The sequence below is a fragment of the Methylocaldum sp. MU1018 genome, assembly GCF_053646775.1.
Genome location: NZ_CM132195.1, coordinates 3,183,403 through 3,209,624, shown reverse-complemented (window position 1 = coordinate 3,209,624; position 26,222 = coordinate 3,183,403). Strand labels below are relative to the sequence as shown.

The following is a 26,222-nucleotide window of genomic DNA, read 5'->3' as shown; positions in this document are numbered from 1 at the left end:
GTTCACAGGGGATTTTCATGACGCTCATTTTTTTCTTGTTGCGCGCGGCCAAGCGGCAGATGGTGTTGGCGCTTTGCGCCGGCCTGCTGAATGGCCTTTGCAGCGCCGGGTTGGTCGCGTTCGTGGTCGCCGTGGTTTTCCACGAGGAATACGCTTCCTATCCCTTGGAGTGGATATTCGTGGTTCTCATCGCGCTGATGGTGTCCAGCCGCATATGTTCCTCGCTGCTTCTGACGCGGCTCGGCCAGTCGGCCCTGTTTCGGCTGCGCGGGGAGTTGGCGCGGAAAATTCTCGCCACGTCCTATCGCCGGTTGCAGGAATTGGGCGCGCCGCGCTTGCTGGCGAATCTTACCGATGACGTCGCCGCGATCGCCGAGTCGTTTTCCTGGATTCCGTTGCTGTGCATCAATCTTGCCACCGTGTTCGGTTGCCTCGCCTACGTGGGCTGGCTGTCGCCGCAGCTTTTTGCGGTGATGGCGGCGGTCATGGTTCTCGGCGTGCTGAGTTTTCGCGGCGTCCAGCGTCGCGCCATCGGACGATTCAAGAGCGCGCGCAAATGCGAAGACCGGCTTTTCCAGCATTTCCGCGGACTGACCGAAGGCGTCAAGGAGTTGCAGCTCAACCGGGAAAAGCAGCTCGCATTTTTCGTCGACGAATTGCAGGCGACGGCCGACCGGGGGAAGCGGCACCAGGTTTCCGGGATGACCGCCTATGTGCTCGGGGCCAATTGGGGAACGGGGCTGTTTTATCTCGTCATCGGCCTGTTCTTGTTCGTGCTGCCGAAATATCTGCCGTTGCCGATGGAAACCGTGGCCGGCGCCGTCCTTGCCGTGATGTACATGATGGCGCCGCTGGTGAACCTGTTCAACGGCTTGCCCGTCCTGGGGCGGGCTCAAGTCGCCCTGGGGAAGTTGAATCATCTGAGCCTGGATATCGAAGCGGATTCTCGTCTGCGGCAAAGCCGGGATACGCGGGCCGAAACGGACGGGATCAGCCGCGTGGCGCTTGTCGATGTGACGCACCGCTATTTTCGGGACGATACGGTCGGGGACTTTTTGCTCGGCCCGATCAGTCTGGAATTGGTTCCCGGCGAACTGATCTTTCTCATCGGCGGCAACGGCAGCGGCAAGACCACGCTGGCTTTGCTGCTGATCGGGCTTTATGTGCCGGAACGCGGTGTCATTCGTCTCAACGGCGAACCGATCACCGATGCGAATCGGGAGTTTTATCGCCAGCACTTTTCCGTGGTGTTTTCCGATTTTTATCTTTTCGAGAGTCTGCTGGGTTTCGAAAATCGGGAGCTGGACGAAAAGGCGCAGGAATACCTCAGACAGCTGCAACTCGATCACAAGGTCAAGATAGAAAACGGCCGGTTTTCTACCCTGGATCTTTCCCAGGGCCAGCGCAAGCGCCTGGCCTTGCTGGTGGCCTATCTCGAAGACCGCCCGTTCTATGTTTTCGACGAGTGGGCCGCCGACCAGGACCCGGTATTCAAGACGATTTTCTACGCCGACATCCTGCCGTCGCTGAAGGCCAGGGGCAAGACGGTGGTGGTGATTACCCACGACGACGGTTATTTCCATCTGGCCGACCGCTGTGTGCGGCTGGAAGACGGAAAAATCACGGAAATATTCGTACCCGAAGCGAAGGGTGCCGTCGGGGAAGCTTTGACTCGTCCAAGCCGGCAAGATGATGAGCATAGGGCAGAACAGTATGCGGGCGCTCTGTAGGCGCATGCCCGGCCGTTTATGACCCGCGTGCGAGCGGCGCAACGGTTGCCCCGTGTTTGTTATTAAAGGGTAATCCGATGATTTCCAGACTGGTGCGCAACGTTGCCGTCGCGACCGTATTGGCGGTGATTGTCGCCGTCGGCGGGGCTTTTTTGATTCTGCGGGCATCGTTGCCGGAACGGGATGTGGCCTATGCCATGGAGGGATTCCATGCGCCCGTCGATGTCGAATTCGACCAGCACGGCATTCCGCGCATCCTGACCGCAACGCGGGAGGATGCCTTCAGGGCGCTGGGCTTCGTGACCGCCCAAGAGCGCCTGTTCCAGATGGATCTGTTGCGGCGGCGCGGCGCCGGACGACTCGCCGAGATTTTGGGAGCGCCTCTGCTGGACAGCGACCGCTGGCACCGCATCATGGGTTTCGGGCACGTCGCCGCGGATATCGTGGCGCGCCTGCCGGACGATCAGAAAGCCGTCCTGAACGCTTACGTCGGTGGCATCAACCAGGCCATGGAAAAGACGAAGGTGCTGCCGTTCGAATTTCTCGCTTTGAACTACCGTCCCGAGCCGTGGCGCGCCGAGGACAGTCTCTTGGTGGTGCTGGGCATGTTCGAGACGCTTACTTGGGGGGGCGGCGAAAAGGAGCGCATGACGACGGTGATGGAAGCCGCGTTGGGGCCGGAGATTCTGGCTTTTTTTACGCCCGACTCCGATCGCTATGCCGACAGCGCCGCCGCTGGCTCGATAGCCAGGCGACCGCCGCAACCTCTGCCGCGGGAGGCGCTGGCCGCACTGTTGAGCGGGAGTTCCCGCCGACAGGCCGGATTGGTGGGCGTTTCCGAGATCGTGGCGGGTTCCAACGGATGGCTGGTCGGTCCGCGGAAGACCGGGGACGGACGCGCGATACTGGCGAACGACATGCACCTGGAACTTCGGGTGCCCAATATCTGGTATCGCGCCGAAGTGCACCTCGGGGATGGTTTCTTGTCCGGGATTACTCTGCCGGGAGTGCCGCTGTTCATTTCCGGTACCAATCGCCGCGTCGCCTGGGGTTTCACCAATGTCGCGGGCGATTTCCTCGATTTCGTTTCGCTCGACGTCGATGGGCAAGACCCTGCGGTTTACCGGACACCTTCCGGGAGCGCGGAATTCGGATCGCGCCGAGAGACGATCCGCGTCAAAGGCATGCCTGATACGGCCGTCGAGGTGCGCACCACGATTTGGGGGCCCGTGTTGCCCGAGCCGTTGCTCGGGAAGCCGGTGGCCGTGCATTGGACGGCCTTGGACCCGCGCGCGACCGATTTGGATTTATTGCGCTTCGGCGATGCCGAGGATGTGTTCCAAGCCTTGGCGATTCTCCAGCAGGCCGGGGGACCGCCCTTGAATGGGCTGGTCGCGGACGGCAAGGGCAACATCGGCTGGACCTACGCAGGCCGGATTCCGGCAAGAGTCGGGTTGGACGGTCTGGTCAGCCGGTCTTGGGCGGAGGGCGCTAGGGGCTGGAAGGGGTACGTCCCAGGCAAAGACAAACCGCGCATCGTCAATCCGCCCGCGGGATATCTGGTCAATGCCAACCAGCGCATGGTGGGGCGGGAGTATTCCCACGTCGTCGGGCATGATTTCGACAGCGGTTATCGCGCGTACCGGATTTCCGAACGGCTCGCGGAAATGGGCAATATCACGGAATGGGACCTACTGAAGGTACAACTGGATACCCAAACCGACTTCTATCGCTACTACGAAAATTTGGCCCTGGCCATTCTTGACCGGAAACGAAAGGACGATGCCGAAGCGGAATCGAACGGTCTGCGGCGTTATCTCGAGGCCTGGGACGGTCGGGCCGAACCCGGCTCCCGGGGCCTTCCGGTTCTGGTGGAATTCCGCCGGATTTTGGCGGACGCCGTGCTCTCGCCCTTTTTCGCGCGATGCCGCGAACTGGATCCGGATTTCGAATACAACTGGCGCAATATGGACGAACCGTTACGGGCATTATTGGAAGCCCGAGCGCCGGAATTGCAGCCGGAGAGAGACGTTTACCCCGATTGGGACGCCTTCATTTTGGCCAAGCTGAAGGAGGCAACGCATCGGACGATGGCGAATTGCGGCGCCGGCACGCTGGATGATCTGACCTGGGGGTGTGTCAACAAGGCCCGTATCGAACACCCGTTTTCCGCTGTCGCGCCGCTGCTCGATGCGGTCTTCAACATGCCGGAGCAGGCAATACCGGGATGCCGCCACTGCGTACGTTTGGCGAACGTCCGGGGCGGCGCCAGCGAGCGTCTGGTCGTGGCTCCGGGCCACGAGGCGAGCGCGATTTTCCATATGCCGGCCGGGCAGTCCGGGCATCCGCTTTCGGAGTTCTACCGGGATCAGCAGAAAAACTGGGTGGACGGCGCGGCATCGGAACTATTGGCGGGCGAAACGGTACATCGGCTGAAGTTTCGGCCGATCAAGACACGATAAGGAGAAGGATGTGGTTGATGTGGAGATTGGTCAGATCGGGAAGGCGCTTCCAATGAACATCGTTTGGCATCGGTCAACGGTGGCGCGAAGCGACCGAGAACGGGAGAACGGGCATGGCGGATTGATCTTATGGTTCACCGGCTTGTCCGGGGCGGGCAAATCAACCTTGGCCAACCGGGTGGAAGAAAGTCTATTTCAAAGCGGATGTCGTACTTACGTTCTCGACGGCGACAATGTTCGACACGGGTTGTGCTCGGATCTCGGTTTCAGCAGCGAAGATCGCCAGGAAAACATCCGTCGCGTTGGCGAAACGGCAAAGCTTTTTTGGGACGCCGGCATCATTGTGCTCACGGCCTTCATTTCTCCGTTTCGCGCGGATCGGGAAATGGTGCGCGGACTGGTGGAGCCCGGGGAATTCATTGAAGTTTACTGCAACACGCCGCTGCAGGTGTGCGAGCGGCGCGATCCCAAAGGGCTGTATCAAAAGGCGCGGCGGGGAGAAATATCGGAATTTACGGGCATCTCCTCGCCCTACGAGGCGCCCGACAATCCTGAAATCGAGGTTTTCACGGGACATGACGGCTTGGAGGAATGCGCGGCTGCCGTCATCGCCTATCTGCGGGTGCATGGAAAGCTGCCGGATCTGGCCGGTTCACCCCGAAAGGAGCGAGGGGGACCGTGACCACTCGGCGAATGGCGCCGGGAAAATCGACCTTCTTCGAAGGGTTTTTAGCGACCTTATTGGTAATGACCGAACAAATTCGATAAGAACAGGAGTACCAGGATGAAAATCGTTTCACTCGAAGCGGAGTGCGCTCTGAACGAGGGGGTCCCGGATGATGCGGAGAGCACGGCACTCTCGGCCGGAGGGGTGGGGCAGGTGACCGAGGCAGTGGACAATGGCCATTACCTCCGCCGCCAGGCGGCTATTGAATCCAACGCCCGCAGCTATCCGCGCCGGTTGCCGATAGCCTTGAGACGGGCGCAAGGACTTTATCTGGAAGACGCCAGCGGCAAGTCTTACATCGACTGTTTGTCCGGCGCCGGGGCTCTGGCATTGGGGCATTATCATCCGGTTGTAACGGAAGCCATCGAGCGGGCCTTGGCGGACCGCATTCCTTTTCAAACCCTGGACCTCACGACACCGATCAAAGACCGCTTCGTGGAGGAACTTTTCTCCACGCTGCCGAAGGCATTCGTCGACCGAGCCCGCATCCAGTTCTGCGGACCGTCCGGCGCGGACGCCGTCGAAGCGGCGATCAAGCTGGTCAAGACCGTCACCGGCCGGCGCTCCATCCTTGCCTTTCATGGTGCTTATCACGGCATGACCCACGGCGCCTTGGGATTGACCGGCGAACTCGGCCCGAAGCTGGCGGTATCCGGGCTGATGGCGGACGTGCATTTTCTGCCGTTTCCCTACGCCTATCGTTGCCCTTTTAACCTCGGCGGAGAAGCGGGCTGGCGAGCTTCCCTGGATTACATCGAACGGCTGTTGGACGACTCCAACAGCGGCATCGCGGCGCCCGCTGGCATGATTCTCGAACCGGTGCAAGGGGAGGGCGGCGTCATTCCGGTGCCGGATGAGTGGCTCCGGGAGATTCGGCGCATCACCCGCGAGAGGGATATCCCCTTGATCATTGATGAAGTGCAGACCGGAATAGGCCGCACGGGGCGGATGTTTGCCTTCGAGCATGCCGGCATCGTTCCCGACGTATTGGTGCTTTCCAAAGCTATCGGCGGCGGCCTGCCTCTCAGTGTCATCGTTTACCGTCAGGACCTGGATGCGTGGCAGCCCGGCGCACATGCGGGTACGTTTCGCGGAAACCAGATGGCCATGGCGGCAGGCAGCGCCACCCTGCGTTTCGTGAAGGAAAAGGAACTGGACTGCCACGCCGCCGCCATGGGCGAACGGCTGATGGAATGTTTGCGGATGATTCAGGACGAATTTCCCTGTCTTGGAAACGTGCGAGGCCGTGGATTGATGATCGGCGTCGAGGTGGTCAACGCTCGGGCCGAGCCGGATCGCCTCGGGGCTTATCCTCCGCATCCCGAGCTGGCGCGCCGAATTCAGGCGGAATGCCTGAGCCGCGGGTTGATATTGGAACTGGGTGGCCGAAAAGGAAGTGTGCTGCGGTTTTTGCCGCCGCTGATCGTGACTGCGGAGGAAATCGACCGGATCGCGGCGATCGTAGAGAACTCCGTCGCCGCGGCATCAAAAGTTTAGGCTTGGGCGATTACTATGGATGTGACACGTTATTGCTGCGTTAGATGCAGGGGCATTTTGCGTGTAACCGATAGCAAGAGGGTGAGTTGTGCTTCGTGCGGAAAGAAATATCCCATAATAAATGACATCCCTCTTTTTTTATTACGGCCCGACCCTTATCTGTTTTCTTGTGTCAATGCGATCGAAAATGAGAGATCAAGGCTTATAAATATTACGAAACTGCTTAAAAGCAACGAGAGATTCGGACTGCCGGATGATCTGATAGAACGTGGGAAACGAATGATGGGAGGTATTTCTACCAATTTGTCGTTGATGGAGACCCATTTAGCGCCAATATTAAGCAGTATCGAATCCTTAGAATACTCGAATGAGTTTTTGGATTGGTTTTTTAGCTATACCTCCGGACGTCCATTCGAGTACATGCTCAAGTATTTTTATCAAGATTGGTCTGGATCGGAAGATTTCGTTACCGTGAAAGATCTGGTCACAAAGGCGCTAATCGAAGAATGTGGACACTCCATAGATTCCGTCGCAGTCTTAGGATGTGGGGCATGCGGCCTTCTCTATCACATTGCTCGGCATACTCGAAACGCCTACGGAATCGATTTGGCGCTTCCTACCTTGTTATCCGCGAAATCCCTGATCGAAGGACATGGGATGACGTTCAATTTGCCGGATGCCGCGTGGCAAAGCATAAGAATAGAAGCACCCCAGCCAATAACCAATGTTCGTCTGATCTCAGCGGATGTAACACGGTTGCCATTCGACGATCAAACCATATCGGTTGTAGTAACTCAGTTCTTGTTAGACCTTGTAGGTGACATTGACCGTTTTGCGAGCGAAATATCACGCGTTCTTGACGAAAACGGTTTATGGATTAACTTTTCGGTTCCAATTTCCGTACCGGGAGATCCAGTAGAATTCGGAGTAAGGTCGCCAAAGGAAATGGAGCCATTGCTTGAAAAGCTCGGATTCTCGGTTGTATTGTCGGAGAGGAAAAGATTCAAATTATGGAATTTTAGCAGCATCTATGACGGCGGGTTGATTGCTGATCACGAATGTCATTTTTTTGTTGTCAGAAAATCGAAAAATAGCCTTTCTGAAAATAGAGATATTTTTTCTGATTATTTTTTAGGCGGCAACCGGGCGATTTGGGAGACAGTGCCACGCATTATCGGTCGGCGGGAAATTTCCATCATAAAAAGACAAATGTTTAATACCGGCTACGTAGCAGAATCGATTCAAGTAAATGTGAAATCGGAATGGCTCCCAATTGAGAAGATAAATGCTGATCTTCTGGAGTTAATATTAGGAAATATGGATGGAAGTCAAACAGTTAGTAATATTTATGAAAAAGTAATCGCCAGTGGCGCAATGTTGAGTGAAGATGATTTTATCGAATTTATTCTCGCCATGATTGTATATTATTCGTTAATTGATATTTCATAGTTCTATAGTGGTGTTCCAGATCTTCAGATGGGAGCTTTATAAACCATATTATTGGTAGATCCATAAAAACTCGGAGTCATAGGATGAATGTTGATACTATTTTTAACACCGAAGACACAAATATAGCTGAATCGTTTGTATTTGATCAGAGAGTTGTCAATGTTTTTGATGATATGGTAAGCCGTAGCGTACCGGGATATGCAACAATCCAATTGTTAACTGCGGATCTGGCAATCGATTCCGTCAGGATGGATGGATCTACGATTTAGGGTGCTCGACGGGTAATACCATAAAGGCTCTGTTACAGCGGGCAGTTGCCCCGTTAAAAATAGTGGGTGTGGACAATTCGCCGGATATGCTCGAGAAAAGTCGGTTAAATTTCGAAAACGGCGCGGGCGATCATCGGATAGAGTGGGTTGGAAAAGATATCAACGACCCGACGTTTTACGGCCATGGAAAACCAAGCGTCGTTATTATGAACTTGGCGCTGCAATTTACGCGGCCTTTATTGCGTAAAAATATAATCAAATCGGCCTTTGAAAATCTTTGCTCAGGGGGCTGCCTTATCTTGGTGGAAAAAACCATTCAGGAGGACTTATTCATAAATAAGTTGTTTATTGAATATTATGATGGATTCAAAAGGGATATGGGATATACGGAGCTTGAAATCTCAAAGAAAAGAGAAGCTCTTGAAAATCGATTGATTCCATTTTTTGTAAGTGAAAATATGCAAATGCTATTTGATGCAGGTTTTAGTCATGTTTCTACGTTTTTTCAGTGGATGAATTTCGTGGGTTTTTTAGCGGTTAAGGACTAATGTCTCGCCATTGTAGCCAGAAGATGGATTGCCGCTATCAGCAAGATAACTGTTCAATAATCTACGCTCGTTTGATGAAATCGCCGGCGAAACATTTTTAGATCTCGCGTGGCCGCACGACGCTAAAACGGGAAATACAGAAAAGGAGGTTGAATATCGCTGTGGTCTTGCTTAGTCCCTGAGAAGTATCACGATGAAAAATCCGCTGATAAGGCTAAGAGCAACCAAACATTTTGACTGGCATTGACCCGAAAAGAACAGTTCGCCACTGCAATACTTGAGCCGCCGGCTAGCGGGATCGGATCGGGATTGGCGTGAACTATCCGGGGGCGGCGTGGAGCAGTCCTTTTACATCCCCATTGAGGAGGCGATCCGTGAGTTGGAAGCGATCAAGCAAACCGCTTCCATCTGCGGCGGACTGTCCCAGGGCATCGTACCGGTGCGGCCCGAGCCGGTGGCCCTCGCCGGAACGGCCATCGAGGGCATTCTGATCGCGCCATTCGAATCACTTGCGGAAGTCTTGGCCCTCTTGGATGACGATTCATCGGAAATTTTTGGCCCCTCGAATACGGGGTCGGTCTCGATCTTTCGTCATTAACCTGTAGCCGCGTTGATCGTTGCCATAGACTCGTTCAATAAATAGAACAATCATCCAGAACAATAACGATGAGATGCCGCAAGTCTCCGAAGTCTGGCCTGGAAAACGTCTGCGTTCACAGAGGAGTCGCTATGGCGGCGGCGCTGGCGATGCATGTGCCGGTTCCCGCCGTTGCGAGAGAGCCCGAACCGGCGGTAGCGCCGTCAACCGATACGCAGGCCGTCGTTCAATTCGACATTCCGGCGCAAGATCTCGCAAGCGCCCTGACGGCATTCTCGACGCAGAGCCGTATCCAGGTTCTCTACGAGGGTGACATCGCACAAGTCCTGCGGAGTACGCCGCTGAAGGGCGCTTACGTTCCAGCCGAGGCGCTTCGGATTCTGCTGAGCGCGCTGCCGGTGCAAGCCCATTTCATCGACCCGCACACGGTCACGCTGAAGCGGAGGGCTGCGGAGGCCCAGGCAAATCCTAGCGAACAGGGCGATATCGCGCTTGGAAAAATAACTGTGACCGCCAGAGGCGGCCACGGTGCCGACGATCCCTATAACAAGGATTACGCTGTCCTGAACGCCGTCACCGCCACCAAAACCGATACACCGATTATGGAGACGCCGGTCTCGGTTCAGACGGTATCCCGGCCAGTAATGGACGATCAGCAGGCGATTTCCGTCGGCGATGCTCTGAAAAACGTGAGCGGCATACAGTCCGGCGCTTACACGTTTTACGACAATTTCATGCTTCGCGGATTCGATACCGGTCTCGGAAATACTTACCGCAACGGTCTCCGGCAAACGTCGATTTCTTTTCTGGAAACGGCCAATTTGGAGAGGATTGAGGTTCTCAAAGGTCCCGCGGCGGTGCTGTTCGGGCGTATCGAGCCAGGGGGACTCGTTAATCTTGCGACCAAACGACCGTTGGACGAAGCCTATTACTCGGTACAACAGCAGTTCGGCTCGTACGACCTCTATCGCACCACGGTGGACGCCACCGGGCCGTTGCTCGACGACCGCTCGCTGCTGTATCGGATGAACATCGCCTACAAGAGCAACCGCTCGTTTCGGGATTTCGTCTCGCAAGAACACGTGTTCGTGGCGCCGTCGCTCGCCTGGCAGCCCGCGGATCGGCTGGCGTTTAACCTCGACGTCGAATACCAGTACGACGAGTTCGTCGAAGACGGCAGCGACAGCGGCATTCCCGCTATAGGAAACAGACCTGCGCCTATCCCCATCAGCCGGTATTTGGGAGATTCGACGGCCAATCGCAGGAATCCCAACACGCAAGAGCGGGTGCTCGTGGGACTGGATTGGTCTTATCGGTTCAACGGCGATTGGAAGCTGACCAACCGCTTTCAGTACCTGACCGTCGATTACGATCAGACGATTCTGTTTGCCAATGGTCTTCGCCCCGACAACCGGACCTTGGACCGCAGCTTGTGGCGTACGGCGCAGAGTCGCAGTTCTTACGGCACCAATCTGGATCTGACGGGCCGTTTCGCGACCGGGATAGCGGAGCACGCCGTTCTCGCCGGTCTCGATTTCTTCCGCCTGGATCAGCAAGCTGACGGCTTCTCGGGAGATACGCCCCTGGTTCCGCCCATCGATATCTTCGATCCTGTCTATGGTGTCGATTTATCCTCGCTGACGGCGCGCGACGACAATCTCTTTTTCGAGCGGCGCGACCAATGGTACGGAATTTACTTTCAGGACCAGATCACCCTCTGGGACAAACTGCATATTCTCGGCGGAGGGCGCCAGGACTGGGCGGAAAGCGGTTCGGGTTCTTCTTCCGTTTCCTTCGGCGATCTCAAGATGGACCTGCAACGCACCGAGTTCTTCAGCCCTCGCGTCGGTGTCCTCTACCAGCCGTGGCCCTGGCTTTCGCTGTACGGGAACTACATCGAATCCTTCGGCAGCAACAACGGAGGACGCTCCGTCAGCGGCAAGCCGTTCGATCCTCAAACCGCGGAGCAGTACGAAGTCGGGATCAAGACGGAGTTTTTCGGCGGGCGTTTGAATTCCACGCTGGCCTTCTACGACCTGACCAAGCAGAACAGTCTTACGCCGGATTCCGCCAATCCGGGTTTCAGCGTCGCTATCGGAGAAGCCCGCAGCCGCGGCGCCGAACTCGATGTGGCCGGCCGGGTAACGGAGAATTGGAGCCTGATCGGCAGCTACGCCTACACCGATACCGAGATCACCAAGGACAACAGCGGAAACAAGGGCAACCGGTTCGCCGCCGTACCGCGTAACTCAGGGAGCTTCTGGGCCAAATACGAATTTGATAGGGGCTATTTGCGGGGCCTTAGCCTCGGTACGGGTGTTTACATCCGCGGACGGCGCGAGGGCGACAATGCCAACACTTTCCAGCTTCCCGGCTATGTCCGCTGGGATGCCAGTGTCGGCTACAGCTTCGAGCAGTTCGGTTCGAGAATCACGACCCAGCTGAACGTCTATAACCTGCTGGACAAGACTTATTACGACCATTCGAGTTTCCGGGCGAATATCCGTCCCGGCGAACCCCTGACCTTTTTAGGGTCTTTGCGGGTGGAGTATTGAGCCTGCCGCTCGGGGCGGACCACGAGAGCGTTTTCGCCGCAGTACGGCGGTGCGGAAGGGGAGACCGCCGTGTACACCCGCACTGTAGGGCGAGATGACCGATTGCAGGTCAGCAATCCCGTGCCGACAGTAACGTCTGGAAGGGATTTCCGGCCTACGTCCGGGCGGGCTACGCCAAACCGGGAAATACTCCAAGGGCAGAGCGAACGACATGAGCTTGCGTGTCGAAATGTGAAACGCGACGGCCGCGCAACGCTTGATCAGACCGCTTTTCCCATTCAAAGCACGCCTCAAACCGCGGCGGTCGGTATGAGTCTCGTTTCCGTAGCGCGCCGGCTTTATCGGAGTGACCGGCGGTATTCCGGTGTTCGGGTAGGAGCTGGCAGGCAGGGTGATGCGCGAACCCCGACATTTCACGCCTTGTTCTTGTTATTTAAGCCATATAGGAACGCAAAATGAATCGTCATTTCTGGGTGCTGTGGCATCGTTACACCGGTCTTCTTGCGGCCGGTTTTCTGATCCTCGTAGGATTGACAGGCAGCCTGCTGGCTTTTTTTCCGGAGCTCAACCGGACCCTTACGCCCGATCTGTTCCCGGCAACCAAACCGGCGCACGCGATGGGGTTGGGGGAACTGGCTTTCAAGGCACAAGCCTTGCTGCCGCAAGCCGAAGTGACTCGGGTCTATGCCGATCCATTCGGACGGTCCGTACTCGTTTGGGTCGGCCCGCGCAATGATCCCGCAACCGGCGAGCCTTATCACCTCGATTTCAATCAGCTCGTTTTCGATTCCGAGACCGGTCGGGAGTTGGGGCGCCGTATGGTAAGCGACTGGCCGACCGGATTGGATAATCTGATGCCGTTCATTTACCGTCTGCACTACAACCTTGCCTTGGGGCCGCTGGGGCGCTGGGTGTTGGGCATCGTCGCGCTGGTCTGGACGATCGATTGCTTCGTGGCGTTTTATCTGACCTTGCCGGCCGGTCGGAAGTCGCGGAACGCCGCAGGGCATGTGGCGCATACCCGAAGCGCTGCGGCCGGATGCCGGACGGGGCGGTCCGGCATGAGTCCATCAATCGATGCGCCTTCTTCGTCGGCATATCCTATGAATTATCAGCTTTCCCAGGAGGAGAAAGTGGAACGGCGGAGCGCCCCGGCAGACCGCTCCTTCTGGCAGCGCTGGAAACCCGCTTGGCTGGTAAAGTGGAAAGCTTCGGCTTGCCGCATCAATTTCGATTTGCACCGCGCGGGCGGCCTATGGCTGTGGGTCATGCTCCTGGTCTTCGCCTGGTCCGGCGTAGGTTTCAGTCTTCATAAAGAGGTCTACCGGCCGGTGATGGGCCTGTTTTTCGACCTGCCGAACGAGGCGGGGTCGGCTCAGCGAGAGCCGCCTCCGAACGGCGTTCCGCTGGACTGGCGAGAGGCTCAGGCCACAGCCGAGCGCCTGGTGCGGAAAGAAGCCGAAATTCATGGCTTTACGATCGACGAACCGAGGGCCTTGTACCGCCAGCCGGAACTGGGACGCTACCACTATCGGGTCAGGAGCAGCCTGGATGTGGGGAATAGGAATGGCGACACGACGGTCAATTTCGATCTCTATTCCGGACAGTTACTGGACGTATATCTGCCGACCGCCCAGCATTTCGGTTACACCGTAACGCAGTGGCTCTATGCTCTGCACGAAGCCAGGGTTTTCGGCTTACCCTATCGGATTTTCGTCTGTGTTCTGGGGCTTGCTATCGTGATGCTGTCGGTGACCGGCATAGTGATCTGGCTGCGCAAGCGCCGGGCACGCACGCATTACGCTTCTGTATCCGCGCCAATGCGCAGTAAGTACAAAACCAGTCCTGGAAAAGTCCCGCGATAGGCGGACTCCGGAGACGAACAAAGACTTGGGCGGTTTCGCCGGTTTTCTGCCGACCCTGCAGGAAGACCGGCCGGCAAGCTCGATTCCGGGGTCCTATGGCCTTGCCGCTGTTCCGACAAGGCTCGACCCGAAGAGGCCCCGGTGGGTTTACTTTCAGGCACGCTATCCAGCCCCGTGGGTCGCTCTCTTCGGTTAACGCGTTATCGAACGTCTTAAGGAACGCCATGAAGAAATTCATCAATTCTGTCGAGAGTCTGCTGGACGAGAGCGAGCGCGGCTTTGCGCTGGCCCATGCCGACATCGTCCGCTTCAATCCGGACCCCCGCTACATGGCCCGCACCGCCCCGCGCGCGCCGGGCAAGGTGGCGCTGATTTCCGGCGGTGGCTCCGGGCACGAGCCCCTGCACACCGGTTTCGTCGGTCTCGGGATGCTGGATGCCGCCTGTCCGGGGCAGGTGTTCACCTCGCCCACGCCCGATCAAATGCTGGCCGCAGCACAGGCGACCGAAAACGGCGGCGGCGTGTTGTTCATCGTCAAGAATTACGCCGGCGATGTCATGAATTTCGAGATCGCGGCGGAAATGCTCGAGTGCCCCCACGAGACCGTACTTGTGCACGACGACGTGTCCATTCCCGAACACCAGGGCATGGGGCGGCGCGGCGTGGCGGGGACGACCGTCGTCGAAAAGGTCGTCGGCGCGGCGGCGGAAACCGGAATGGATCTCGCCAATTGCAAGGCGCTGGGCGAGCGGGTGGTGCGGGCGACGGCCTCGATGGGCGTGGCGCTGACCAGTTGCACCGTTCCGGCCCTGGGCAAGCCCACCTTCGAGATCGCCGACAACGAAATGGAAATGGGCGTGGGCATTCATGGCGAAAAGGGGCGGGAACGCATGGCCTTGGCCGGCGCTTCAGAAATCGTCGAGCACCTGACGCACGCCATCGACGGCGAGCTGAAACCCGCCAGAGGCCAGCCGGCCTTGCTGCACGTCAACGGCTTCGGCGCGACGCCGCTGATGGAGCTTTATCTGGTCTACGATCTGGCTCGCCAATTCTGGGATCGGCGCGGGGTGAACGTCGTCCGTTCGCTGGTCGGCAATTTCACCACATCGCTGGATATGGCGGGTTGCTCCGTCACCCTGACTCTGCTGGATGACGAGATGATCCGGCTGTGGGACGCGCCGGTGCACACGGCGGCGTTGCGGTGGGGGTGTTAGGCTGACGGCGAATTCTTCGCCACGGCGCCGGCGATCGCCCCGATCATCAACTGGTTCGCCCGGGGTTCCTACCGCCACGGCTTCATCGAAATCCTCACTCACCCGGACAGCTACCGCAGCACGCTCAACGCCCAAAGCGCGTACCTCTCGGTCAAGCGGCAACTGCTCAACAACCGGCGCGAGCTGTATCTGGCCTTAGGGGCGTTGTTGTTTGAACCGCGTTAAACCATGCTGAAAATCGTTCTCCCCGTTCTCGTCGTACTGGCTGGAATCACCGGAGCCTGGGCTGTCATTGCGAATCGCCCGGTGATCGAATCCCAAGACTCCAAGGCAGAACCGCCCCTGGTGACGGTCGTGCGCGTCGAACCTCAAACCCTGAGATTGAATATCCGCTCACAAGGCGTGGTCACGCCGCGCACCGAGATCGATCTGGTGTCGGAAGTGGCGGGCAAGGTGATCCGGATCCACCCGGATTTCGTTGCCGGGGGCTTTTTCGAGGCGGGCGAGGAACTCGTGAGCATGGATTCCCGGGATTACGATCAAGCCATCGTCGCCACCCAAGCCCGCATTGCCGAAGCCAGGCGCCAACTGGCCCAGGAGGAAGCTCAGGCCGAGCAGGCCCGCAGCGAATGGCAAGCGCTGGGCGAAGGCCAACCCTCGCCGCTGATCCTGCATGAAGCGCAACTGGCCGAAGCCCGCGCCAAGCTGAAAGCGGCCGAGGCCGACCTGGCCCAGGCCAGATTGCAACGCAGCCGCTGCGAACTCCACGCGCCCTTCGCGGGCCGCCTGCTCAGGCGGCAGGTGGGCCTCGGACAATACGTGCAGCCGGGCGAAACGCTGGCGCGCCTCTATTCCACCGACGTGGCCGAGGTCCGCTTGCCCGTGGCCGCCGACCAACTGGCTTACCTCGATCTGGACCTCAGACGGCGCGGCGGCCATCGCCTGGAAGGTCCCAAGGTCATGTTCATGGCCGATCTGGGCGGGACCGAGCAGCGCTGGGAAGGCCGCATCGTGCGCAGCGAAGGCATGGTCGACGAAGCGACCGGCCTGTTGCATCTGGTGGCCGAAGTCCCGGAGCCCTATTCCCGAAAGTATCCCCAACCCCTCTTGGCCGGATTATTCGTCAAGGCCGAGATCGAAGGCCGAATTCAGGACAAGCTGTTCATCCTGCCGCCGGGGGCGGTCAATGTCTCCCAAGAGGCGATGCTGGTGGACGGTGCGGAGCGATTGCACATTCGGCGATTGGATGTGTTGCGCAACGAACCGGACCGTGTTCTGGTGAAGGGAGACCTCAGCGAGGACGATCGCGTCGTCATCTCGGGCGTTCAAGTGCCGGTGGAAGGCATGAAAGTCAGGCTCGAGGCTTCAGGCCGGGCGTTCGGCGACGGGCGGAAAGCCGGAGATTCGAGAGCCCAGGCCGGAGGACAGGGATGATGCCGCCCTCGAACCCTGCGCCCGAAACCTCCGGCCCGATCGCCTGGTTCGCCGCCAACCCCGTCGCCGCCAATCTCTTGATGCTGCTGATCCTGTTCGGCGGAGTCGGCAGCTTGATCGTCATGGACAAGGAGGTGTTTCCCCGATTTGCGCCCCACCAAGTCGAGATCAAGGCGATTTATCCGGGGGCCGGGCCTTTGGAGATCGAAGAGTCGGTGTGCGTCCGCATCGAGGAAGCGATTTATGACCTGCCCGGCATCAAGCGGCTGAGATCGGAGATCAAGGAGGGCGAGTGCGGGGTGAATGTGGCGATCTTGCCGGTGCACGACAAGGATCTGGTGATGAACGCGGTGCGCGGGCGGGTCCAGGCCATTCAGCGACTGCCGAAGGCCTCTGGAAAAAATCGAGGTACAACCGGCTTATCGCGAGGGCGACGACGGCGTCATTTGGGTGGCGCTGCACGGTCCCGCCGATCCGCTCACTCTCAAGCAAATAGGCGATCGCATCCAGGCCGATTTGGCCCGTATCCCCGGCGTGACCCGCGCCCTCAATTATTACGATCTGCCTTACGAAATCGCCGTCGAGGTTTCCTCGGAACGGCTGCTGCAACACCGGTTGTCTCTGCATGACGTGGCCGAGGCGCTCCGCCGGGCTTCGGTGGATTTGCCCGGCGGACTGGTGAAGAGCCCGGCCGGCGAGTTGCTGCTGCGAGTCAGCGGCAAAGCACGGGAGGGCGCTTCTGTCGGTGATCTGGTGCTCAAGACCCATCCGGATGGCAGCCGGGTGTTGCTCCGCGATGTGGCCGTCATCAAAGATGGCCTGGAAGAACGCCTGTCGGCATGGCATCACAACGGCGAGACGGCTCAGGGCTGGGAAATCCACGCCGAGCACGACACGGTCGAGGTGGCCCGCCGGGTCAAAGCGTATGTAGAAAAAATGAGGGCGCAATTGACGGAAGGGCTGGCGCTGATTACCTGGTGGGACGATTCGCAAGCCTATGAAGAACGTGTCCGCAGTCTTATCGAGGATGGTCTTAGCGGTTTCGTTCTAGTCTGCGCGGTGCTGACCCTGTTCCTGAATCTCAAGGTGGCCTTGTGGGCCGGCGCCGGGATTCTCACCTCGGTGTTCGGCGCATTCTGGCTGATGCCGATGCTGGACGTCTGGCTCAACATGCTGTCCCTGTTCGGATTCCTGTTGGCCATGGGCATTCTGGTGGACGACGCCATCATCATCGGGGAGGCGGTGCATAAACGGCAGATCACCGGTTCTGCCTCAAGCCTGACGGCCGCGATTTGCGGCGCCCGCGAAGTGGCTGTTCCGGTGATTCTGGCGGTGTTGATCGCCCTGGTGGCTTTCCTGCCCGGCCTGTTCCTGCCCGGTTGGGCGGGTCAGATGATGCGGCCGATTTGCCTGGTGATGATTCTGACGCTGGTGTTCTCCCTGGTCGAAGCCCTGTTGATTCTGCCCGCGCATCTGGCCGCCCCCGCCAAACCCACCCCATCGTCCTCCTATTTGGCGCGACTGCGCACTAAGCTCAACGGGGGGCTGGAGGCTTTCGTCCTCCGGATTTACGGGCCGTTCCTGGAAAAGGCCCTGGCATGGCGCTATCTCGTCGTCGCCGGTTTCGCCGTGTTGCTGATGCTCAGCGCCGCCCTGGTGGCGGGCGGCCATATCCGGCTTTCCCTGCAGGCGGATGTCACCAAAGACAGTTTCTGGGCCAATCTGACGTTGCCCCAGGATGCGCCCTACGGTGAAACTCGCCGGATGGCGGAAAAAGTGGAGCGGGCCTTGCTGGAGCTACGGAAAGAAATGGATGGAAAAGAAAACGCCCCGGATAAACAAAGCGTCATCGTCGGCCTGGAAACGATGGTTTGGGAACACGGCGCCGGGTTCTGGACCGAGCTTTCGCCGGCAGGACGGCAGCGCATCGTGGTCGGGGATTTCATTCGTGAATGGCGCCGGCGCATCGGCGATCTCGGCCGGGCCAAGATCGATTTCATTTACAAGGAAGGCGACGTTCCCTACGACATCGAGTTCGATTTGGGCGCGTCCGATCCGCCTCTGCTGACTGCGGCGGCCGAACAGCTCAAGCGCAAGTTGGCCAGCTATCCCGGCGTGTACGACGTGGTGGATTCCGCCGAACCGGGCAAACCCGAGGTCCGTCTCCGCCTGAAACCCACAGCGGAGCGTCTGGGACTGCGGCTGGAAGACCTTGCAGAACAAATGCGCCACGGCTATTACGGCGACGAGGTGCATCGGCTGCAGCGCGGGCGCAGCGAGGTCAAGGTGATGGTGCGCCTGCCCCGGGACGAACGGCAATCCCTGGATGACCTGTATAACCTGCCCATTCGGCTGCCCAATGGAGGACAAGCCCCTTTGGGGAGCTTGGCCGAGATCGATCGGGTACCCGGCTATGCCAAGCTGGTCCGGCAGGATCGGCAGCGGGTGCTGAAAGTGCAGGCCCGGGTCGACCCCGAGTCGGCGGACGTCAATGCGATCTATGCCGGCCTGGAAGCCTCGGGAATCCCGGAATTGAAACGGAGATTTCCGGGCTTGGATGTCGAGATCGGCCAAGAACGTCAGGAACAGGAAGCGGCCGTCCAGGCTTTGGCCTTCAATACCCTGATCGCCCTGGGGGTGATCTACGCGCTCATCGCCGTGCCGTTTCGCTCCTACACCAAGCCGCTGATTTTTCTGCTGGCGGCGCGGTCTTGGCCCACTGGCTGGCCGGACCGCCCTTGTCCATGGAATCCCTGGTCGGCATGATCGCCGCCAGCGGGGTGGTGGTGAACGACAGTCTGGTGCTGCTCGACTACATCAAGGAGCGAGGAGAGACCGGTCAGCCGGTATCGGCGCTCATCCTGGAGGCCTGCACCGCCCGGTTTCGTCCGATTCTCCTGGCGTTTCTCACCAATTTCGCCGGCTTCCTGCCGACCTTGCTGGAAACCAGCGAACAGGCGCAGTTTCTCATTCCGATGACCTTGTCCCTGTCGGCGGGTTTGCTGATCGGCATGGCCGCCAGCCTGATTCTGACGCCTGTCTGTTACGCCATCTCGGGAAAGTCGTGACGGGCCGATCAGGATGGCTCGAAAGTGCAATGAATGCTTTGCCCGTCAGTTCTATCGCAACCGGCGCGATTCGATGATGTGATAAAGCGCCGGCAGCACCAACAGCGTCAGCAGCGTGCTGGAGATCAGCCCGCCGATGACCACCGTGGCGAGCGGTTTCTGCACTTCCGCGCCGGTGCCGGTGGCGAGCGCCATCGGCACGAATCCCAGGGAAGCGACCAGTGCGGTCATGAGGACCGGGCGTAGCCGGGCGACGGCGCCCTGCGCGATCGCCTGTTCCAGCGGCAGGCCGTCCTTGCGCAGATGCTCGATGAAGCTCACCAGAACCAGGCCGTTGAGCACCGCGACGCCGGAAAGGGCGATGAAGCCGACGGCTGCGGTAATCGAGAACGGCATTCCGCGCAGCCACAAGGACAATACGCCGCCTACGACCGCGAACGGTACGCCGCTGAAGATCAGGAGAGCGTGCCTGGCCGAGCTGAAGGCACCGAACAGCATCAGAAAAATTAACAAGAAGCATGCCGGCACCACGATTTGCAGCCGCGCCTTGGCCTTGACCAGGTTTTCGAATTGACCGCCCCAGTCCAGCCAGTAGCCGGCGGGCAGCCGGATCTCCGCGTCGATGCGCTGGCGCGCTTCGGCCACGAATGAGCCGAGATCGCGCCCGCGAACGTTGGTTTGAACCACGATGCGGCGTTTGCCGTTTTCCCGGCCGACCTGGTTGAGACCTTCGGCCGTCTCGATCCGGGCCACTTCGCCGAGCGGGAGATAACGAGGCTGGTCCGAGCCGGCGGCGCTCTGTCGCAGCGGGATGGGGAGTCGCCGGAGCGCTGCCACGTCACCGCGCTGGTTTTCCGGCAGGCGGACCGCCAGGGCATAGCGGCGGTCTCCTTCGAAGACCAGGCCGGCGTCGCGCCCGCCCACGGCGACGGCGATCACGTCCTGCACGTCGGCGATGTCGATGCCGTAACGGGCGATGGCGGCGCGGTCGACGACGATGCCGAGGGTCGGCAAGCCGCCGGTCTGCTCGACCTTGACGTCGGCCGCGCCGGGCACGTCCTGCAACAGGCGTGCGATGCGCCGGGCCAGCGGCTGCATGACGTCGAACTCGTCGCCATAGAGCTTGACCGCCACATCGCCGCGCACCCCGGCGATCAACTCGTTGAAACGCATCTGGATCGGCTGGGTGAACTCGTACTGGTTGCCCGGCAGTCGTTCCAGCGCCGTTTCCAGTTCCTCGATCAGTGCCGCCTTGGGTTTGTCCGGCTCCGGCCAGTCTTCCCTGGGCTGGAGGATCACGAAGGTGTCGGAGATGTTCGGCGGCATGGGATCGGTGGCCATTTCCGCGGTGCCGGTCTTGCCGAACACGTAGGCGACCTCCGGCAATCGGGCGATGGCCTTTTCCACCTGCGCCTGCATCGCCAACGATTGGGTCAGGCCGGTGCTGGGGATGCGCATGGCCTGTACCGCGAGATTCCTTTCGTCCAGCGTCGGCACGAATTCCTGGCCCAGGCGCGCGAACAGCCAGAGCGCCCCGACGACGGCGGCCGCCGCCGCCGCCGCGACTCGTCCCGGATGCCGGAGGCCGGCCGCCAGTAAAGGCGCATAGGCGGTTCTTGCCGCGCGCATGAAGCGGTTGTCCTTTTCTCTCAGATCGCCCCGGAACGCCAGGGCCGCCATGGCCGGCACGAAGGTCAGGGACAGCGCGAAGGCCGAGAGCAGGGCGAGAATCACGGTCGCCGCCATCGGATGGAACATCTTGCCCTCGATTCCGGTCAGGCTCAGGATCGGCACGTAGACGACGATGATGATCGCCTCGCCGAATACGGACGCCTTGCGCACCTGTTTCGTGGCGACAAAGACTTCGCGCAGGCGTTCGTCCCGGGTCAGCGGCCGCCCCTTGGCCTGCTGCGCTTCGCTCAAATGCCGCAGGCAGTTTTCGACGATGATCACCGCGCCGTCGACGATCAGGCCGAAATCCAGGGCTCCGAGACTCATCAGATTGCCGCTGATGCCGGCTTGCACCATGCCGGTCGCCGTCATCAGCATGGCGAGGGGAATGATCAGAGCGGTGATCAGGGCGGCGCGCAGGTTGCCCAGAATCCAGAACAGCACGGCAATGACCAGAATGGCCCCCTCCGCCAGGTTGTTCCGCACCGTCTCGATCGTGGCGTCCACCAGTTGGGTGCGGTTCAACACCGGTTCGATGCGGACGTCCGGCGGCAGGGCCTTGCCGATGTCCTTCAGTCTGGCGTCCACCGCCGCCGCCACTTCGCGGCTGTTTTCGCCGATCCGCATGAGTGCCGTGCCCACCACCACTTCCTCGCCGTTTTTCGAGGCGGCGCCGGTTCGCAGTTCCTTGCCGATGCCGACCGACGCCACATCGTGGACATGGATCGGAGTTCCGCCGCGGGTGTCGACGACGATATCGGCGATCTGGCCGGCATTCGCGATGCGCCCGTCCGAGCGGACCTGGAACGCCTCTCCATCGCTTTCGATGTAACCGGCGCCGATGCTGGCGTTGTTGCGTTCGAGCGCGGCGATCACATCCCGGAAAGTCGTTCCGTAGGCGAGCAGCTTCGCGGGATCGGGCTGCACCTGGTATTGCTTCACATAGCCGCCGATGGCGTCCACCTCGGCCACGCCCGGCACGGTCTTGATCTGGGGGCGGACGATCCAGTCCTGGACGGTGCGCAGGTAGGCGGCCTGCTCGAACGGGCGGCGCAAATATTGCCCTTCCGGGGTCAGATAGCTCCCGTCACCTTGCCAGCCCGGCGCGCCGGCGGCGACCGGCGCGCCCCGGCCGTTCGGGTGAACGTATTCCACCGTCCACATGTAGATTTCGCCGAGCCCGGTGGCAATCGGCCCCATTTTGGGTTGAGCGCCGGGGGGCAGGCTCTCGCGCGCTTCGAGCAGGCGCTCGCTCACCTGCTGGCGGGCGAAGTAGATGTCCGTATCGTCGTGAAACACCGCCGTCACCTGCGAAAAGCCGTTGCGCGATAGCGAGCGGGTGTAGTCGAGTCCCCGGATTCCGGCCAATGCCGTCTCGATGGGAAAGGTGACCTGCTTTTCGACGTCCGTAGGCGAGAGGCCGGGCGACAGGGTATTGATTTGCACCTGCCGGTTGGTGATGTCGGGCACTGCGTCTATCGGCAGACGGCCGAGCGAGAAACCGCCCAGAACGGCCAAAGCGAGGGTGAACGTCACCATCATCAGACGGCGCCGGATGGAGAATTCGAGGATTCGTTCAAGCATGGCGCGGCTCCCGCGTCGAAGGTGCGGCGAGGAACGGCGGTTCAGTGTTCATGCTCGGCCTCGCCTTTTTCCAGTTCGGCCTTGAGGATGAAGCTGCCGGTCGCGGCGTAGCGCTCGCCGGGTTCGAGCCCGGCGACGATCTCCACGTAATGGTCGTCGCCGCGGCCGAGAGTCACCGGACGCGGTTCGAAGCCTTCTTCTTCCTCCACGAACACCACGGCTCGCTCCGTCCGGTCGCTTGCCAAGCCGCCGCTTTTGACGTGCTGCAGAGCGGAGCGGGCGATCCGCACGGAGACCTCGACCGCACCGGTTTGCAGCCGTCCGGTAACGAACAGTCCCGGTTGCCAGCGGCCGTCCCGGTTGTCCACTTCGGCGCGAGCGAAAGTCCGGCGGGTTTGTTCGCTGATCAGTGGTTGAACGTGAATTATTTTCCCCCGGATTTCGGGGCCGTTCTCGTCGGCGCTGATCGTGACGGTCTGTCCGACGCGCACCAGCGGCAGATCCTTGGGGTAAACGTTCAAGTCCACCCAGACCGTGTCCAAATCCCCGAGCAGGAAAATCGAGTCGTTGGGCTCCACGGCTTCGCCCAAGGCGATGTGACGCTCGAGGATGGTGCCGGGGAAAGGCGCGGCGATGTCGTAGCGGCCCAGCGCTTCATGGGGATGGAGCGATTCCAGGGAGCGCCGCGTCAGCGCCCGCAACTCCTGCAATGAAACGCCCATCGCCATGAGTTTTTGTTCCGCGGTATGTTCCTCGACTTGGGCGACGGCCAGGGCTTGCCTGGCTTCCTGATAGATTTGCTTGGAGGCGATTTCCTCCTTCCAGAGGATTTCCTTGCGCTTGAAGGTGGCCAAGGCGAGGGCCGCCCGCTCGCGCGCCGCGAGATAAGCGGCCCTGGCTTCGGCCAGCTCGCGGCTGTCGATCACCGCCATGATTTCGCCGGCTCCGACGCGATCGCCAAGCGTCTTCCTGACCTCGCGCACCACGCCGGCCACGCGCGGCACCACGTGGGCGAGCCGGTCGGCGTTGATCGCCACCTGGCCGTGCAGATTCAGCGTCACGTCCAGCCGGCCCGGCCCCGCGGCCTCGATTCGGACGCCGCTTTGCTCGAGTTGCTCGGCGCTCAGGCGGACCGCGTGCTCCTCGTGGTGATCATGACCGTGTTCGTGGGCATGCTTCGGCGGTTGCGGCGCGGCGGAGGCCGTTCCGGAAAACGGCGCTAAAAACGCCAGGACAAGCCCCGGGATGACGAAGCGAGCGGCGATCCCGTCTCGACATTGCGGGCACGGACGGCGGGGCGGAAGGCCCCATTGAAAAAAACGATGTGAGCGCATGATGAAAGTCTCGATAGCCGTGAAACGCCGTACCGCAACGGACGGGCCGGCGCGGTACGGATCGGGCGCGACCCGCGCGGATCGCGGGAATGGCGGCGATAAAGACCTAGATCAGCAGCACGACGCTGCGACGGAGAAGAATGCGGGAGTCGGCGACAGGCGGGCTGTGCGCGCGAAAAACGGCGACGGCCGCCCTGACGAAAGGAAGCAGGACGAAACACAACGCGGCGAGCGCGGCCCATGCCGGTTCGCCGAAACTCTTTCCGACTCCGGGGAAGGGCGTATGCGAGCCGTGCTCGTCGCCGACCAGAGGGATGTCGACGCAGGAGCGGTTATCGGAAATTTGGGCCGGATCATGGGCGGCCTGCTTCAGGTCCGGTGAATCCGGATGGCCGTGATCGTGCTCGGCGCGCTCCACCGCCACATGCCCGTCCGCTCCGAAACAGAGGACATAGGCCGACGGCTCCGGAGCGCCCGGAGCGAAGTGCCCCAGTACCGCCAGGATGAGCCACAGGCTCAAGCCGAGCTTCAGATATCGATGATGCGCCAGCGTATGAATGTTCACGACGGCCGGATGATAACAGGGCTTTCCTCGAGAAGTCATTACCGGTCCGGCACGATGCGCCGGCTTGCCGCGTTCCGGCTTCATCCAAGAGCCGATGACGCAGCACCGCCTCGGCCCGCCTTTCGGCGGCGCTCTAAAGCAACGCCCGAATGGCCGGATAATCCGAGTAAAGCCGCTGGCGAAAGGTTTCGATCGCGGCCTCGCTTCGCTCCGCGCGCGGGATGTCTACCGGAATATCGCAAATCACCGAAGCCGGGCGCGACGATAAAAAGATCAGCCGGTCCGCCAGTTCGATCGCTTCGCGGAGATCGTGGGTGACGAACAGCACCGTGTGCGGGCGCTCTTGCCAGAGCGCGATCACCAGTTCGCGCACGCGCCGGGCCGTGGGCGGATCGAGCGACACGAACGGTTCGTCCATGAGCAACAGATCGGGGTTGACGGCGAACGCCCGCACCAGGGCCGCGCGGCGGCTCATGCCCAGCGACAGCCGCTCCGGATACGCATCCTGGGCGTGGGCGAGTCCGACCACCTCGAAGAGATGATCGAGATGGGCGGGATCGGCCGCTTTCGGCAGGGCCAGCTCGATGTTTTCCCGCACCGTGCGCCAGGGAATGAGGCGCGGATTTTGAAAGACGTAGCCGATGTGCGGCTTGCCGGACCCGGTTCCGATCCGGACGTCGCCTTCATAATCCCGATCCAGTCCGGCTGCTATATTTAGCAGCGTAGTCTTGCCGCAACCCGACGGACCGACGAGGCAGGCGAATTCGCCGGCTCCGAGCGTGATGGCCAAATCCTGGAGTATCGCGGGCGCGCCCGCTTCTTCCCTGGGCCGGTAGGCTTTTCTGACGATCTCGATGTGAATCGCGGTCATCGGCGCCACCGTTTGGCATGGCGATCGAGCGGCTTGAGGATGCCGATTTCGATGAATTGAATGACGACCACGAAGGCGATGGTGTAGGCGAGGATGGCGGAGACGTCGAACATCTGGAAGAACAGGTGCAGTTGAAAACCCATGCCGTTGCTGCGCCCGAGAAGCTCCACCACCAGGATGATCTTCCAGATCAGGGCGAGTCCGGTGCGCGAGGCGGCGATGAAAAACGGGTACAACTGGGGCCAGATGACGTGGCGCAAAGTCTTGTACCGGCCGAACCGATAGGCTTCGGCCATTTCCAGAAGATCCCGGTCCAGCGTGCGCGTACCTTCCCTCAGGGTCACCACGACGTTGGGCAGCTTGTTGACGACCACGGCGGCGATGGCGGCGCTCTCCACCAGCCCGAACCAGGCGTAACAGAGGATAATGGTCACGAGGGCCGGTATGTTTAGAAAAAACATCAGCCAGCTGTCGAAAAAACGGTCCAATCTGTCGTGCCGGCCCAGAAGGATGCCCAAGGCGGTTCCCAGGCTCATGGCGAGGACGAAACTGACGGCCAGCCGCGCCAGCGTCACGCCGAGATGATACGGCAGATCGCCGGAACGCAGTTGCGACAGGAACACCTCGGATACGTTCAGCGGCGACGGCAGCAACGGCGATCCGGCGACGGTCGCGGCGGCTTGCCAGCAGGCGAGCAGCGCCACGATCGAGGCTATCGGGTAGAAAAAGGCGGCGCGCATGACAGGAATCGGCGGAGATGGGCGTGAGGACGACTGAATAC

The 26,222-nt window shown here is 60.2% G+C and carries 18 protein-coding genes and 1 pseudogene; 14 read left to right on the top strand and 5 right to left on the bottom strand.

The features are described 5' to 3' along the window. The first annotated feature begins 17 nt into the window (after positions 1-17). From ACWJKU_RS14695 to ACWJKU_RS14630, 14 genes and pseudogenes are all read left to right on the top strand, one after another. The gene (locus ACWJKU_RS14695) at positions 18-1,730 is read left to right on the top strand and encodes a cyclic peptide export ABC transporter (RefSeq protein ID WP_454143354.1); all 1,713 of its coding nucleotides are present in this window, start codon (positions 18-20) and stop codon (positions 1,728-1,730) included. 77 nt (positions 1,731-1,807) lie between these two features. After that, positions 1,808-4,192, top strand: a complete 2,385-nt coding sequence (locus tag ACWJKU_RS14690; protein WP_454143352.1) for a penicillin acylase family protein — start codon at positions 1,808-1,810, stop codon at positions 4,190-4,192. A gap of 52 nt (positions 4,193-4,244) precedes the next feature. Next, positions 4,245-4,874 (top strand): adenylyl-sulfate kinase, encoded by a 630-nt coding sequence (cysC, locus tag ACWJKU_RS14685; RefSeq protein ID WP_026611512.1) that lies wholly within the window; start codon positions 4,245-4,247, stop codon positions 4,872-4,874. A 102-nt stretch (positions 4,875-4,976) separates the two neighbouring features. Next, positions 4,977-6,416, top strand: a complete 1,440-nt coding sequence (locus tag ACWJKU_RS14680; protein ID WP_454143350.1) for a diaminobutyrate--2-oxoglutarate transaminase — start codon at positions 4,977-4,979, stop codon at positions 6,414-6,416. Positions 6,417-6,695: 279 nt separating this feature from the next. Continuing rightward, complete coding sequence (locus ACWJKU_RS14675; RefSeq protein WP_454143348.1) at positions 6,696-7,865, top strand: class I SAM-dependent methyltransferase; 1,170 nt, start codon at positions 6,696-6,698, stop codon at positions 7,863-7,865. Between the two features lie 83 nt (positions 7,866-7,948). Next, complete coding sequence (locus ACWJKU_RS14670) at positions 7,949-8,134, top strand: hypothetical protein (protein WP_454143346.1); 186 nt, start codon at positions 7,949-7,951, stop codon at positions 8,132-8,134. Continuing rightward, positions 8,062-8,682 (top strand): methyltransferase domain-containing protein, encoded by a 621-nt coding sequence (locus tag ACWJKU_RS14665; RefSeq protein ID WP_454148145.1) that lies wholly within the window; start codon positions 8,062-8,064, stop codon positions 8,680-8,682. Before ACWJKU_RS14670 ends, ACWJKU_RS14665 begins: the two co-directional genes overlap by 73 nt. Positions 8,683-9,016: 334 nt before the next feature. Continuing rightward, complete coding sequence (locus ACWJKU_RS14660; protein WP_454143344.1) at positions 9,017-9,280, top strand: hypothetical protein; 264 nt, start codon at positions 9,017-9,019, stop codon at positions 9,278-9,280. Positions 9,281-9,411: 131 nt separating this feature from the next. Next, positions 9,412-11,835: a TonB-dependent siderophore receptor gene (locus tag ACWJKU_RS14655; protein ID WP_454143342.1), complete on the top strand. Its 2,424-nt coding sequence runs from the start codon at positions 9,412-9,414 to the stop codon at positions 11,833-11,835. 455 nt (positions 11,836-12,290) lie between these two features. Next, the gene (locus ACWJKU_RS14650; RefSeq protein ID WP_454143340.1) at positions 12,291-13,700 is read left to right on the top strand and encodes a PepSY-associated TM helix domain-containing protein; all 1,410 of its coding nucleotides are present in this window, start codon (positions 12,291-12,293) and stop codon (positions 13,698-13,700) included. A 224-nt stretch (positions 13,701-13,924) separates the two neighbouring features. Beyond that, positions 13,925-14,914, top strand: a complete 990-nt coding sequence (gene dhaK, locus ACWJKU_RS14645) for a dihydroxyacetone kinase subunit DhaK (protein ID WP_454143338.1) — start codon at positions 13,925-13,927, stop codon at positions 14,912-14,914. Between the two features lie 228 nt (positions 14,915-15,142). Next, positions 15,143-16,348 carry an efflux RND transporter periplasmic adaptor subunit gene (locus tag ACWJKU_RS14640; protein WP_454143336.1) on the top strand — a complete coding sequence of 402 codons (1,206 nt, stop codon included), beginning with the start codon at positions 15,143-15,145 and terminating at the stop codon, positions 16,346-16,348. Next, a complete protein-coding gene (locus ACWJKU_RS14635; RefSeq protein WP_454143334.1) occupies positions 16,345-16,977 on the top strand; it encodes an efflux RND transporter permease subunit in 633 nt (210 codons plus the stop codon). Before ACWJKU_RS14640 ends, ACWJKU_RS14635 begins: the two co-directional genes overlap by 4 nt. Further along, positions 16,883-19,416 (top strand): annotated as a pseudogene (locus ACWJKU_RS14630) (efflux RND transporter permease subunit). The gene ACWJKU_RS14635 and the pseudogene ACWJKU_RS14630 overlap by 95 nt, the downstream one beginning before the upstream one ends. Positions 19,417-19,467: 51 nt before the next feature. Here the strand turns inward: ACWJKU_RS14630 and ACWJKU_RS14625 are convergent. From ACWJKU_RS14625 to ACWJKU_RS14605, 5 genes are all read right to left on the bottom strand, one after another. Continuing rightward, positions 19,468-22,671, bottom strand: coding sequence for an efflux RND transporter permease subunit (locus tag ACWJKU_RS14625; protein WP_454143332.1), 3,204 nt, complete (start codon positions 22,669-22,671; stop codon positions 19,468-19,470). Positions 22,672-22,712: 41 nt separating this feature from the next. Further along, a complete protein-coding gene (locus tag ACWJKU_RS14620; RefSeq protein ID WP_454143330.1) occupies positions 22,713-24,005 on the bottom strand; it encodes an efflux RND transporter periplasmic adaptor subunit in 1,293 nt (430 codons plus the stop codon). A 106-nt stretch (positions 24,006-24,111) separates the two neighbouring features. Then, entirely contained in the window at positions 24,112-24,609 is a 498-nt protein-coding gene (locus ACWJKU_RS14615; protein ID WP_454143328.1) for a hypothetical protein, read from the bottom strand. A 94-nt stretch (positions 24,610-24,703) separates the two neighbouring features. Next, positions 24,704-25,441: an ABC transporter ATP-binding protein gene (locus ACWJKU_RS14610; RefSeq protein ID WP_454143326.1), complete on the bottom strand. Its 738-nt coding sequence runs from the start codon at positions 25,439-25,441 to the stop codon at positions 24,704-24,706. Beyond that, a complete protein-coding gene (locus ACWJKU_RS14605) occupies positions 25,438-26,181 on the bottom strand; it encodes an ABC transporter permease (protein WP_454143325.1) in 744 nt (247 codons plus the stop codon). The genes ACWJKU_RS14610 and ACWJKU_RS14605 overlap by 4 nt, the downstream gene beginning before the upstream one ends. Positions 26,182-26,222 lie beyond the last annotated feature (41 nt).

Excerpts from the sequence above, each read along its gene's own strand:
- ACWJKU_RS14695 (WP_454143354.1), top strand. The coding sequence starts at position 18 with ATGACGCTCATTTTTTTCTTGTTGCGCGCGGCCAAGCGGCAGATGGTG.
- ACWJKU_RS14690 (WP_454143352.1), top strand. The coding sequence starts at position 1,808 with ATGATTTCCAGACTGGTGCGCAACGTTGCCGTCGCGACCGTATTGGCG.
- cysC (WP_026611512.1), top strand. The coding sequence starts at position 4,245 with ATGAACATCGTTTGGCATCGGTCAACGGTGGCGCGAAGCGACCGAGAA.
- ACWJKU_RS14680 (WP_454143350.1), top strand. The coding sequence starts at position 4,977 with ATGAAAATCGTTTCACTCGAAGCGGAGTGCGCTCTGAACGAGGGGGTC.
- ACWJKU_RS14675 (WP_454143348.1), top strand. The coding sequence starts at position 6,696 with ATGATGGGAGGTATTTCTACCAATTTGTCGTTGATGGAGACCCATTTA.
- ACWJKU_RS14670 (WP_454143346.1), top strand. The coding sequence starts at position 7,949 with ATGAATGTTGATACTATTTTTAACACCGAAGACACAAATATAGCTGAA.
- ACWJKU_RS14655 (WP_454143342.1), top strand. The coding sequence starts at position 9,412 with ATGGCGGCGGCGCTGGCGATGCATGTGCCGGTTCCCGCCGTTGCGAGA.
- ACWJKU_RS14650 (WP_454143340.1), top strand. The coding sequence starts at position 12,291 with ATGAATCGTCATTTCTGGGTGCTGTGGCATCGTTACACCGGTCTTCTT.
- dhaK (WP_454143338.1), top strand. The coding sequence starts at position 13,925 with ATGAAGAAATTCATCAATTCTGTCGAGAGTCTGCTGGACGAGAGCGAG.
- ACWJKU_RS14640 (WP_454143336.1), top strand. The coding sequence starts at position 15,143 with ATGCTGAAAATCGTTCTCCCCGTTCTCGTCGTACTGGCTGGAATCACC.
- ACWJKU_RS14635 (WP_454143334.1), top strand. The coding sequence starts at position 16,345 with ATGATGCCGCCCTCGAACCCTGCGCCCGAAACCTCCGGCCCGATCGCC.
- ACWJKU_RS14625 (WP_454143332.1), bottom strand. The coding sequence starts at position 22,671 with ATGCTTGAACGAATCCTCGAATTCTCCATCCGGCGCCGTCTGATGATG.
- ACWJKU_RS14620 (WP_454143330.1), bottom strand. The coding sequence starts at position 24,005 with ATGCGCTCACATCGTTTTTTTCAATGGGGCCTTCCGCCCCGCCGTCCG.
- ACWJKU_RS14615 (WP_454143328.1), bottom strand. The coding sequence starts at position 24,609 with ATGACTTCTCGAGGAAAGCCCTGTTATCATCCGGCCGTCGTGAACATT.
- ACWJKU_RS14610 (WP_454143326.1), bottom strand. The coding sequence starts at position 25,441 with ATGACCGCGATTCACATCGAGATCGTCAGAAAAGCCTACCGGCCCAGG.
- ACWJKU_RS14605 (WP_454143325.1), bottom strand. The coding sequence starts at position 26,181 with ATGCGCGCCGCCTTTTTCTACCCGATAGCCTCGATCGTGGCGCTGCTC.